The organism is Helicobacter ailurogastricus (assembly GCF_001282945.1).
GTDB lineage: Bacteria > Campylobacterota > Campylobacteria > Campylobacterales > Helicobacteraceae > Helicobacter > Helicobacter ailurogastricus.
The window spans coordinates 389,130-400,420 of sequence record NZ_CDMG01000009.1 but is presented as its reverse complement, the minus strand read 5'-3'; the positions used below and the strand labels follow the sequence as shown (position 1 = coordinate 400,420).

The following is an 11,291-nucleotide window of genomic DNA, read 5'->3' as shown; positions in this document are numbered from 1 at the left end:
GGGACATTGTAGCACAGATTGCTTAGGGTTGCGATTGTGCCAGCTTTTGCGCCTCTAGGGCGTGGTCGCAATTCACTCTAAAAGAGTTGGTGATGGTGTTGATTCTAGCCGTAGAGGTGAAGGCTTCGTGGCAATGCCTTAGCGTGCGTAAGCGGGCTTTGGGGTGTTTCAAGAAGTGATCCACTGAGCGCACAAAGTCAAAATGAAACTCCATAGGGGCCAGCCGTTCGCTGGGCGTGCCCTCACAATTTGAGCTACAATACCCGCTTTGCGCGTGCAGTGCGCCCACCAAGCCTAAAAAAAGCCCAATGTAAAATTTTTTCATGTGCTGCCTTTCTTATTAGTCTAATGCAAGTTTATGCACCAACAGCCAACGGATGAGCGCATACAAAATCCCCCCTTTTAAAAACTCTAACCCTAAAAAAAGAGCAGTTGTGCCCGTGTCTAAGAAAAAGAAATTTGCGTAAAAAACCAAATAGCTGTCTTGTAAAATGGTATTTTCAGGGCCTAAAAAGAGTTTTTGCAAGGCATGAGAGGGCAGGGACAGAATAAAACTGATCCCCACAAAAAACAAAAAACCCATTAATTTAGGGAATCGTTTAAACCGCCCTATGTTTAATAAAGTGAGCGCCAAGAGCAACTTTAAATACAAGAGCAAACAAAAGAGCAAGAAAAGCCCTAAGGCTCTTAAAATGTAGGGCAAACCCTGCGGTGAAATGTCGCTAAGAGACGGGGCTTTGGTACTACAAAGGTAAGAAAACAAGAGTGCTAGAAAAAAACTAAAGATGCTCAAAAGCACCCAACTTAAATTGACCGCAATTTTAGCCCCCAAAATGGCATCGACACTCAAGGGCAGGCTAAAGGTGAAGTAACCCTCTGCTCCAAAGAGCTTTTGCTGGGTGGAGCGCACAGCGGCGGCAAAAATCAGCACCGCCAAAACCCCACTGCCCAAAAGCAAGAAAAAATTGGCCACTAAAAACACCAAAACATCGCCTTCTTTTTGACTCAAAAACACCCAACAAAAGACTAAAAAGAGTTGGGTACATACAATGGATAAGTAATTTTCTAAAAAATCGTGCTTAAAGACCTTAAACATGCAATAAATCCTTGTAAGCCTTTTCTACACTCTCATAGCGCTCTTTAAGTGTGGCGGTGTCTTCAAAGGCGATCAAATGTCCATTTTGCATAAAAATGGCCTTGTCTAAACAATCTTGTATGTCTGCCACTAAGTGCGTGGCAATCAACATCGTGCTCTCTTGCTCTCTTTCGCACGCGATCAATTCTAAAATTTCTTGCCGCCCGAGTGGATCAATCCCGCCCAAAGGCTCATCAAACAAGAAAAGTTGTGCTTTGCGACTCAAGGCTAAAATGAGTTGCAAGCGCTCTTTCTGCCCCTTTGAAAAGGATTTAAAGGGCTGCTCTAGGGAGATTTTAAACCGCTCTATGAGTTGTAAGGCCCGCTCTTTGTCAAAGTCGCTAAAAAAATCCGCACACAAACTTAAGAGATTTGAAGCGGTGTGGCTGGGCGGATAAATGGGGCGATCGGGGCAATACGCGGTGATTCTTTTGCTCTCTAGCCCGATGGGTAGACCGTGTAGGCTAACCGCCCCACTGTGTTCTCTAAGCAGCCCGGCTAAAATCTTTAACAAGGTGCTTTTGCCCGCTCCATTGGCCCCGAGCAACCCGACTATCTCCCCAGTTTTAAGACTAAAACTCAAATCTTGCAAAACGACCTTAGAGCCGTAAGCCTTGCTTAAATTTTCAACAACAAGCATCAGTAAGAAAACTTTGTGAAAAGCACAAAGGAGGAGTTGCCTACGGTGTTTTTCACCTTTGATGAGTAGGAATAAACATAGCCCAGCCCCGCATCTAAAATCATTTGCTTAGATTGCCAGACTTTATAATTGGTCATCAATGAGTACTCTTGGTAATCTCCAAAGGCGACCATCGCGTCCATGCGTACCCGCTTTGTCTTTAGCCCCCCAAAAATATAGCCCGTAACTGTGGCGTTGGCAAAATAAATGGCGGGCACGCCCATCGCGTTGATGCCCCGTCCGTAAAATTTGGTTTTGTCGTTAAAAGACCAAAAAAAGCCCTTTTGATTCGGGGCGGGCACGCCATAAACGCCTAAACCAAAGTTTAAGATTTTATACAAAAAGGTTTGATCGACCATGATCAAACCCCCTTCGTCATCGCCCCTAATGGCATCTGTGTTGCCATGTTGGTAAATGCCGTGTACAATCGTGTAGGATTTAAAGCCTTTGGGCAATTGGGTGTAATACTGGAATTTAAAACCCACTTGGATCAAAGGCGTACGCACCATGGGCAGATGCGAGTCTGCGAGAAAGAAGGGCGAGATTTTAAAACCCTTGTGTTCGTAGCTTGTGCCAAAAGCCACGACTTCTCCTCCCACATATCTTTTCTTAGAAACGGGGTCGTAGGACGCTAGGGCGTTGATTCCTGTGGCGATGCGCGGCCCTTGTAAGTCGTTGCCCTGATAGCCATTGTAGAGCATGGAGTCCATATAAATGCCCCAGTAAGTCCAGTCGTAGCGGTGCATGTACAAACTCCCGCCTTGGATGTTGCCCTGAATCCAGTCAAAATCTACAAAGTTCGTGTCAAACCGCCCCAGTGCAAACTTGAGCCTTTTGGTGTCGTATTTGACATAAGCGTCTGAAATGTCGCCCATGCTCAAATACGGGAGCATGTTGCTCTCTACACTGCCTAAAACATTGCCAATGCTCACAATGGGCTGGAATTTTTTATTCTTGCTCCACACATTCCACGCCCCTATGGCCCCAATCCCAAAAGCCCAACCATTGTTGAAAGCAAAATTTGTCCCCACCCGTGCATCAAAGCCCACATAGCCATGCCCCTTGTGTTCGAGTCCTTGGCTATAAATCATCCCCAAGTAGCCAAAAGGATCGAGTCGTATATCTGTCGCCACCAAAGAAGATATTAAAAACAAACCCAAAAGATAACGCCGCATGCACCATCCAAGCATAAATGGCTCATTATATCTAAAAGTGGGGCAAATGGGATTTTTTGTATAATGGGAATTTTCAAAGGAAAACCCATGCCCCGTTTTTTCTATGCGCTTTTTTGTGTAACTCTTTTGCAGGCCAATCCTATGCAAACGCTCAAAACATGGACAAAAGAGTTTTTAAACGCACAAACCAAAGAAAACACGACACTTTTGCCAAAGGCCAGTGATGATCCCGCTTATAAGCTCGAATTTGCGCCCTACACGCTTTTATACGCCCTAGGGAGTGTAGGCCCTAACAGCGGGGTTTGTTTGGGCGTGCTCTTTAAAGGGCAACTTTTTAAGGGCTTTTGTGCGCACGGGGTTAATGTGGTGCATCTGTCTAAAGATCGAGAAACTTTGCGCCTAGAGTTGCTAAATCGCACCCCGGCCACGCCCACCACCGCCCCCAAAGAGACAGGTTACACTCTCACATTTGGCCTCATCAAGGGCACCTTTTATTTAACCAGCCTAGCCCGCCTAAACCAGCCTCCCACTTACTACTCCACCGCCCCCACTTACGCCATGGGTGCCATCAACGATGCGCTTTTAGACAAACTTACCACCCCCCCTCCCCCACTTGCCCAAGCCAAGGTGCCACAGCCCACGCCCAGCCAAAGTGCTGCTTTTGCGCCAAAAATCCAAACCGCTAACATGGGCGATTACAGTCTAAGCACCATCTATGGCCCCAAAGAGCAATGCGTAGAAATTAAAGAATATGACCGCGCTAGGGGGCGTTTTTGCCTTGCGGGGGCAGGGGTGGTGGGCTTTAAAACCCAAGGGCCGTATTTGGAGTTGCATTTAAAACCCGCCGATGCCCCCGCTTTTATCCTCACCTTTGAGAGCGTGGAGGGGGATTTGGAGTTAAAGCGCTACACACAGGGTTCACAGGTCTTCTATAACCAAAGCAAGGACGACCCGCACAACACGCACCCCCTCCCCTTAAGCGCGCTCACCCCTAAATTTTTACAGGGCCTCAAACTTAGATGATCTTTTCCCAAATGGTCCCGCTGGGCGTGTCCATCAGGGCAATGCCACGCCCGCTTAAAGCTTGCCTAATTTCATCCGCACGGGCAAAGTCCTTGGCTTTTTTGGCCTCTTGGCGCAGGGCGATTTGGGTTTTGATGTACTCTTTTAACTCAGAGCCTACGCCCAGCTGAAAATACACTTGAGGGTCTTTGCCCCCAAGCCCTAACAAACTCTCCACAAAGAGCAAATCCGCTAAAATCTCAGCGGCCCCGTGCTTTTTATCCGCTTTATTGGTCGTGTTGTCTAGCTTCTCATTGCTCAAGTGCAAATGCTCTTCAAGCACGCTTAACGCTTTAGAGATGTTTAAATCATCTTGCATGCTTTCAAGCAAGGCATGGGTAAAGGCGGCGTTAGCCACGCTAGGAGCTAGGACCAATTCTAAGGCGCGCTTTTTTAGGCGGTAGAGTTTGTCTAGGCGTTTCTTTTGGCTGGCTAAATCCTCTTCGTTGAAGTTTAAAATGGCGCTGTAATGCACGCCGAGCAAATAATTACGCAAAATTTCGCCATCATAGACTTTTAAAGCGTCCTTGATGTAAAAGCTGTTGCCTAAGCTTTTACTCATCTTTTCGCCCGAGATATTCACAAAGCCATTGTGGATCCAAAACTGCGCCAATTCTTGGCCAAAGGCGCAACGGGTTTGACTCGCTTCATTTTCGTGGTGGGGGAAAAACAAATCCGACCCTCCCCCGTGTATGTCGATTTGAAAGGGCGTGTCCGTGTATGCCCCACTCTCTTTAACCATTGCTGAGCACTCAATGTGCCAACCGGGGCGGCCCTTGCCTAGTGCGCTAGGATAGCCCAAATCCCCCTCTCCCTTGTAAGCTTTCCACAATGCAAAGTCTTGAGGGTGGCGTTTTTCGGGGTTGTCTTCAATGCGGCTCACCCTCTCAAGCTCTAAAGAATGCCCGCTTAAAGACCCATAGGCGTGATCTAGGCTCGTGTCTAAATACACATCGCCATTGGGGTTTTTATAGGCAAAGCCCTTTTGCACTAACCCGCTAATCATTTGCACGATGCCTCCCAAATGCACGCTGGCGCGTGGCTCTAGCTTGGGTCTTTGCACCCCCAAAGCCTGCATGTCTTGTAAATAACTCTTGATAAAATACTCGGTGAGCGTGTTGATATCCGTGTTTTTTTGCAACGCTTTGGCAATGATCTTGTCGTCAATGTCTGTAAAGTTTTTCACCAAATGCACCCGATACCCGCTTAAAGTCAGCATGCGGCCTAAAAGATCAAAAGTGATCGCGCTTCTAGCATGCCCTAAATGTGAGTAATCATACACCGTGGGGCCACAAACATAGATCAAAACATCGGGGGCTTTCAAGGGTTTAAAGGGGCATTTTTGCTTGCGGTGGCTGTCAAATAAATAAATCATAGAAAACCTTTGGGCGTTAAAATAGGTGGTGTAAAAAAATCCAAACCTTCAAAGTTTGCAAAACCCCGACAAACAGGGTTAAAACCACGGCTTCTAAAGCCAAAATCAAACTCAAAAAGGCGATCTTAGAAAGCGAGATCATGCCCAAAAAACGCTTAAAACCAAAAGCCCTAAGATAGAGCCCACAGAGCAAAAACCCCGAGAGCGAGCTAGACAGGGCCAGCGCGCTGGCGTGCAAATAGGGCATGAGCGCGAGCGAACAGAGCGTGCCAAAGATTAAAGAGATGAGCGCGATTTTGGCGGCCTTGAGTTGCTCTTTGTGGGCATAAAGCCACAGCGCAAAGATTTTAGCCACGCCAAAGGGGGCAAGCCCGACTAAATAGGCGCAAAAGACCTTAGAACACTCAGCCACATCTTGCGCCCCAAACTGCCCCCTTTCAAACAAAAGCGCGATGATCTCTTGAGACAAGAACATCCCCCCGAGCGTGCAAACCAAGAGCATGGCAGTTAAGAAGTCAAAGGCTTGTTGTAAATGGGCTATGGCTCGATCGTTGTCTTTATTTTTAATCGCCCTTGCGATTGTGGGAAACAGCGCCGTAGAGGTGGCGATGGCAAAGAGGGCTAAGGGCAGTTGAAAAATGCGATTAGCGTAGTACAAGTAAGAAATGCTGCCTGTGGCTAAAAACGAAGCCAATAAAGTGTCGATGAAGGCCGAGATTTGGCTTGCTGAATTGCCTAGCACGCTGGGGAAAAATTGCTTAAAAAAATGTCTTCTCTCTTGCTTGATGGTGGCTTTTTGGGCGGGCTTGGCCTTTAAAAGGCTGTAACCCCCGATCGCAAAGAGTTTAAAAAAGCCGAGTTTGTAAAGCGGATAAAAGTGCAAGCACACCTGAGCACACCCCCCCAAAAGCACCCCATAACTCAACGCCCGCACCACTTCTAAGAGATTGTCGTTTTTATGCCACACAAGGGCGCAAATCATCGCCACATTTAATAAAATCGTGTGGTAGGCACTCACCCAAAAATGGTTTTTGGACTGCAAGAGCGCGCTAAAAAAGGTCGCCCAAAAGACCAAGAGCAAGTAATAAAAATTGATCGCCACGATGTCTTTAGCTAGCTCTATGGCGTGTGGGCTAAAGCCAAAGGCGAGCAACTTCGTGCAAAACAAGCGGAAATGATCGACCAAGAGTACTAAGGCGAGCAAGAACAAACTAAACACGCCAAAAATGCCTAGTGCAAACGCCCCCTTGTAGCGGCTAGAGATGAAGGCGGGCAAGAAACTTTGGCTAAACGCCCCCTCAGCAAAAATGCGTCTAAAAAGATTAGGGAATTTAAACGCCACAAAGAAAATATCGCTATAAAGCCCACTGCCTAGCACTGAAGCGCTGAGTAAATCCCGCACAAATCCGGCGATGCGCGAGCATAAAATCCCCGAGCTTGTGGCTAAAAAGAATTTTTTAAGCACCAAAAAACCTTTAGGTGTATTCGCTTTATTCTACATAAAAGGGCTAAAAGTTGGGGCTGGGATTAAGGTGCTTTAAAAGAGAATATAGATTATAATGGACGATATAAGCAGATTTTGGGTAGTCTATTTCGTCATTCTGATTTTTTGAGAAAAAGGTGTTTTGGTGAGTGAATTTTATTCAAAGGTTGTGGAGAATTGCGGGGATATCCAAACTGAATTAGAAAAAGTCGCCAAAAATTATGGACTTGATGTGCATGATTTGTGGTTTGACTTGATTAAAGTGCATACCTTAACCCGCTCCGAGCCACGCGGGGAGTTTAAAGTCTTGGATGCTGAGGGGATTAAGCAAATAGAGGACGATGCTTTCTATGAAAACCCCGCTCTAGAGGTGATTCAGCGCTACGACATTTGCATTAAAAAAAGACTCTTTAAGTACTTCATCGATGTGGAAGTGTCGCCTGATAGCGACCAGTTGTATTTGGTGTGTGAAACCCCCTTTATGATCGTCAATGACGAGTGGCTTTTTGGGGAGTTGTGCGACTATGTCGAGGCGCACATGGCCCATAAAAAGATTATTTTGCGCCAAATGCAGGCCCAACACACCCTGTTTAAAGAAGAGCTTGTGCGCCACTCCGCAGAAGAAACCCCCCCCGAGCGCATTTGCATTAAAAAAGCCCGCTACTCCCCTAAACAAGTGGGGGTTTTTACTTTTTCTCTTAAAAAATCTTGGGAATTAAAAAATGGCGAAGAAGCCCCCATTAACGCCATTTATGGAGCCGGCAAGGGCGACACCGTTTTAGAATATGCCAAGCCCATACAAGGCACGCCCGGGCGGGATTTAAGGGGACAATTAAGAGAAGTGGAAAAATTAGAGGATGTGCCTTTTAAGCTCGAGTTTAGCTCTGAGTCCTTTGAGGCTAAGGAGGAACCTACTAAAATCACCTACACTTCTAAGGTCGCCCAGTATGTCGCCTTTGTCAATGACACCCTAAAGGGCTTTACCAAAAATCAGTATGTGGAGATGAAAAGCACAAACATGCCCATGCTTTTAGGCGGGATAGAAAATGGGCCCGTTTTGCACATCAGTTCTAAAAACGAGATCGACAACGCCATTGAAACAAATTTACGCATTGAGGCTAAAGAAATTTATGTCAAGGGCAATGTCGGTAAAAATGTCAAGCTGGTGGCGCAAAAAATCATCATCGAGGGACAATTGCACGCCGAGAGCAGCGTAGAAGCCAATGAGATTTTGATCACCAATAACAAGGGCCTGTGCAAGGGCCAAAAAGTCCAGTGTAAGTATATCGATAGGGGGGTCATCTTTGCTGAAACTTGCGAGGCTGAAGCCAGCAGCGGTAGCCAGATTTACGCCAAAGACATTAAGTTAAAGCAAGTCAAATCCAACAACACCTTTTATTTTTCCTCCAATTGTAGTTTTGAAAACATCGATGGGAGCGAAAATAAATTTTGCTTTTCTGCCTTTGCTGCCCCTGAGAATAAAGAGGTCTTAGAGCAGACCAAGCAGGCGATGAATCTTTACAAAGACAAGGCGCAAAGGGTGATGGCGCAGTACCAAAAGCTCAATATTTTTGTACAAAAAAACCAACCCACGATCGACAAAATCCGCAATGCCGACATCGCCACCCGTAAAGCGCTCATCGAGCAAGAGTCGATCAAGCGGATTTACTACGACTTCATGGACTGCTTAAAGCGGGTAAAAATCTTGCACATGTACATCTCGCGCATCCAAAATTTAAACCGCCAGTTTTTGGAACGCTTGGTGCGCATCGAATCGAGCATGAATCAGGTGAAGGTGCATACAGACGGGCCTTGGACGGCCTTTAACACCATTATTTATGCCCGCACCTACACCAAAGGCTCAAAAAGCCTAACCACTGAAAAGGGCGAAACGGCAGATTATATCTTAGATGAAAAGAGCGGTGAGGTGCGTAAGGTCAGCCGTTACCAACACATCACAAACTTCTAATGCTTGTGGGCTTAAAGGGCGTGGTGGCGCACATGAGCCCCACTTTTATAGAAGTTGAAGTGCAGGGCGTGGTGTATGGCGCGCATGTGGGCGTGCAAACCAGCCAAAACCTACAAGTGGGGGCACAGGTGCATTTGCACACCTCGCTCATCGTCAAAGAAGATAGCCACACCCTCTTTGGTTTTTTAAAGCGATCGGAAAAAGAATTGTTTGAGCGGCTTTTAAAGGTCAATGGTGTGGGGCCCAAGGCCGCCTTAGCCATTTTATCAGTCTATGATGCCCCTGCTTTTAGTGCGTGCATCCAAAACAAGGACCTAAAAGCCTTGCAAAAAGTGCCCGGCGTGGGGGCGAAAATGGCGGGTAAAATCATGCTCGATTTGGCCGGCTTTGTGGTAAGCGAGGCAGAGACGAGCAAGTCCAGCGAGATGCAACAAGCCATTTTGGGCTTGCAAAGTTTGGGTTTTAAATCCGCTGAAGCTACAAAAATTTGCAACAGCCTACCCAAAGGTCTTGATGCGGCCAGTTTAATCAAACTCGCCCTACAAAAACTCAAATAAGGTTTTCTATGCAAACTTGGTCTTCTAGCTCTTGGCGCACTTGCCCTATTAGCCAACAACCCACATACCCCGATTTAAAGGCCTTACAAGAAACAGAGGCCACGCTTAAAAGCTATCCGCCCTTAGTCTTTGCTAAAGAAATGCGTAGCCTAAAAGGCGCGCTTAAAGAGGCAGCTTTTGGGCGGGCGTTTTTGTTGCAGGGGGGCGATTGTGCCGAGAGTTTCAGCAGTTTTAGCGCAGACAACATCCGCGATTTGTTTAAAGTGTTGTTGCAAATGAGCGTGGTTTTAGCCTTTGCGGGAGGCTGTCCCGTGGTGAAGGTGGGGCGTGTGGCCGGGCAGTTTGCTAAACCTAGAAGCGCGGACTTTGAAGAGATTGATGGAAAGAAAGTGCCTATTTATCGGGGGGATATGATCAATGGGCTCGACTCTAAAGAGCGCACCCCTAACCCGCAAAGATTGTTACAAGCCTACCACCAAAGTGCGGCGACTTTAAACTTATTGCGCGCCTTTGCTAAGGGCGGATTAGCTGACTTGGCCGAAGTGCATCGTTGGAACTTAGACTTTGTGAAAAACAACCCCCTAGGACAACAATACAGCACCCTAGCCATGCAAATCACCCATGCGCTCAAATTCATGCAAGCCTGCGGGGTCGCGCATCTGCCCGCCTTGCAAGAGACAGATTTTTACACCAGCCACGAAGCCCTGTTGCTCAACTACGAAGAGCCCTTAGTGCGCCAAGACAGCCTTAGCGGGGAGTGGTTTGCCTGCTCGGCACACATGCTCTGGATTGGCGAGCGCACCAAGGATTTAGATCAGGCGCATGTGGAATTTTTAAGGGGTGTGCATAACCCCATAGGCGTGAAGATCGGCCCCAAGACCACTTTAGAGCAAATGCTGGGGCTATGCGATGCGCTCAACCCGCAAAACGAACCCGGGCGCTTGAGTTTTATTGTGCGTATGGGAGCTAGCATGCTAAAAGAAAATTTTCCCCCGCTTTTAAAAGGCATGTTACAGGCCCAAAAAAATGTTGTGTGGGTGTGCGATCCTATGCATGGCAACACCATTAAAACCGCAGATGGCGTAAAAACGCGCTCTTTCACGCACATTTTGCAAGAAGTGTTGGACTTTTTTAAGATACATAAGGACCTAAACAGTTGCGTGGGGGGGATTCATTTGGAGATGACGGGGCAAAACGTCACCGAGTGTGTGGGCGGAGCGGTGCGCGAGGACAATTTAAGCCAACACTACTACACGCAGTGCGACCCCCGCCTAAACGCCACCCAAGCGCTGGAATTAGCCTTTTTGCTCGCCAAGCAACTTAAAGAGCGGGTCGTCCGCTAACAACCGCTTTTAAGCGCGCTCTTTTGGGTGTGTTTTAACGCTTCTTTGCGCCGAATCGCCCTCTCATAGCGCTCTTTCTCTTTGTCGGTTTGGGGCACAAAAGGGGGCATGGCCACGGTTTTGCCGTCTTTGACCGCCACCATTGTGAAGTAACAGCTATTGGTATGCACGGCGGTTTGGTTTTTAAAGTCTTCGCAAATGACCTTGATCCCCACTTCACAACTCTTGGTCCCCACATAATTCACGCTCGCATAGCAAGTTACAAGCGTGCCGATGTGGATCGGGTGTTTAAACAAGACCCGATCCACACTCAAGGTCACGGTGCCACACCCACAATAACGCGAAGAACACACATAGGCGACCTTGTCTAGCAAATTCAACAACTCTCCCCCATGCATGACATTGTTAAAATTCACCATCGTGGGGGTCACTAAAAAAGACATGCTAAGTTCTCTCGTGCGCCCAATGCCGGTTATGGTGTCTGCCGCTAATTCCTCTGTATTGCTCATAACA

At 47.3% G+C, this 11,291-nt stretch carries 11 protein-coding genes; 4 read left to right on the top strand and 7 right to left on the bottom strand.

The window, feature by feature from the left end; genetic code table 11:
• Nucleotides 1–22: 22 nt before the first annotated feature.
• Genes HAL07_RS07345 through HAL07_RS07330 form a run of 4 tightly spaced genes read right to left on the bottom strand, consistent with a single transcriptional unit; the run spans nucleotide 23 to nucleotide 2,989 of the window.
• On the bottom strand, nucleotides 23–325 hold the full coding sequence (locus tag HAL07_RS07345; RefSeq protein WP_053940650.1) for a hypothetical protein: 303 nt from the start codon (nucleotides 323–325) through the stop codon (nucleotides 23–25).
• 15 nt (nucleotides 326–340) lie between these two features.
• Nucleotides 341–1,096 carry a hypothetical protein gene (locus HAL07_RS07340; RefSeq protein WP_053945594.1) on the bottom strand — a complete coding sequence of 252 codons (756 nt, stop codon included), beginning with the start codon at nucleotides 1,094–1,096 and terminating at the stop codon, nucleotides 341–343.
• Entirely contained in the window at nucleotides 1,089–1,775 is a 687-nt protein-coding gene (locus tag HAL07_RS07335; RefSeq protein WP_053940652.1) for an ABC transporter ATP-binding protein, read from the bottom strand. Before HAL07_RS07335 ends, HAL07_RS07340 begins: the two co-directional genes overlap by 8 nt.
• Entirely contained in the window at nucleotides 1,775–2,989 is a 1,215-nt protein-coding gene (locus tag HAL07_RS07330) for an outer membrane family protein (protein ID WP_238374506.1), read from the bottom strand. The genes HAL07_RS07335 and HAL07_RS07330 overlap by 1 nt, the downstream gene beginning before the upstream one ends.
• Nucleotides 2,990–3,076: 87 nt before the next feature.
• Here HAL07_RS07330 and HAL07_RS07325 point away from each other — a divergent pair, with 87 nt between their 5' ends.
• Nucleotides 3,077–4,012, top strand: a complete 936-nt coding sequence (locus HAL07_RS07325) for a hypothetical protein (protein WP_053945593.1) — start codon at nucleotides 3,077–3,079, stop codon at nucleotides 4,010–4,012.
• On the opposite strand, the gene cysS is transcribed toward HAL07_RS07325, so the two are convergent.
• A complete protein-coding gene (gene cysS / locus HAL07_RS07320) occupies nucleotides 4,005–5,423 on the bottom strand; it encodes a cysteine--tRNA ligase (protein WP_053945684.1) in 1,419 nt (472 codons plus the stop codon). The genes HAL07_RS07325 and cysS overlap by 8 nt on opposite strands.
• A 19-nt stretch (nucleotides 5,424–5,442) precedes the next feature.
• Nucleotides 5,443–6,891: a murein biosynthesis integral membrane protein MurJ gene (gene murJ / locus HAL07_RS07315; RefSeq protein WP_053945592.1), complete on the bottom strand. Its 1,449-nt coding sequence runs from the start codon at nucleotides 6,889–6,891 to the stop codon at nucleotides 5,443–5,445.
• Nucleotides 6,892–7,054: 163 nt separating this feature from the next.
• Between murJ and HAL07_RS07310 the strand changes: the two genes are divergently transcribed.
• From HAL07_RS07310 to HAL07_RS07300, 3 genes are read left to right on the top strand one after another with little or no spacing between them, the layout of a single operon-like run.
• Complete coding sequence (locus HAL07_RS07310) at nucleotides 7,055–8,878, top strand: FapA family protein (protein WP_238374505.1); 1,824 nt, start codon at nucleotides 7,055–7,057, stop codon at nucleotides 8,876–8,878.
• Nucleotides 8,878–9,435 (top strand): Holliday junction branch migration protein RuvA, encoded by a 558-nt coding sequence (gene ruvA / locus HAL07_RS07305; RefSeq protein ID WP_053945590.1) that lies wholly within the window; start codon nucleotides 8,878–8,880, stop codon nucleotides 9,433–9,435. The genes HAL07_RS07310 and ruvA overlap by 1 nt, the downstream gene beginning before the upstream one ends.
• An 8-nt stretch (nucleotides 9,436–9,443) precedes the next feature.
• A complete protein-coding gene (locus HAL07_RS07300; RefSeq protein ID WP_053945589.1) occupies nucleotides 9,444–10,778 on the top strand; it encodes a class II 3-deoxy-7-phosphoheptulonate synthase in 1,335 nt (444 codons plus the stop codon).
• On the opposite strand, the gene HAL07_RS07295 is transcribed toward HAL07_RS07300, so the two are convergent.
• Complete coding sequence (locus tag HAL07_RS07295; RefSeq protein WP_053940658.1) at nucleotides 10,775–11,287, bottom strand: acyl-CoA thioesterase; 513 nt, start codon at nucleotides 11,285–11,287, stop codon at nucleotides 10,775–10,777. The genes HAL07_RS07300 and HAL07_RS07295 overlap by 4 nt on opposite strands.
• Nucleotides 11,288–11,291: the final 4 nt, after the last annotated feature.

Coding starts and splice junctions, on each gene's coding strand:
- HAL07_RS07340 (WP_053945594.1), bottom strand. CDS start 1,096: ATGTTTAAGGTCTTTAAGCACGATTTTTTAGAAAATTACTTATCCATT.
- HAL07_RS07325 (WP_053945593.1), top strand. CDS start 3,077: ATGCCCCGTTTTTTCTATGCGCTTTTTTGTGTAACTCTTTTGCAGGCC.
- HAL07_RS07345 (WP_053940650.1), bottom strand. CDS start 325: ATGAAAAAATTTTACATTGGGCTTTTTTTAGGCTTGGTGGGCGCACTG.
- HAL07_RS07300 (WP_053945589.1), top strand. CDS start 9,444: ATGCAAACTTGGTCTTCTAGCTCTTGGCGCACTTGCCCTATTAGCCAA.
- HAL07_RS07335 (WP_053940652.1), bottom strand. CDS start 1,775: ATGCTTGTTGTTGAAAATTTAAGCAAGGCTTACGGCTCTAAGGTCGTT.
- HAL07_RS07295 (WP_053940658.1), bottom strand. CDS start 11,287: ATGAGCAATACAGAGGAATTAGCGGCAGACACCATAACCGGCATTGGG.
- ruvA (WP_053945590.1), top strand. CDS start 8,878: ATGCTTGTGGGCTTAAAGGGCGTGGTGGCGCACATGAGCCCCACTTTT.
- HAL07_RS07330 (WP_238374506.1), bottom strand. CDS start 2,989: ATGCGGCGTTATCTTTTGGGTTTGTTTTTAATATCTTCTTTGGTGGCG.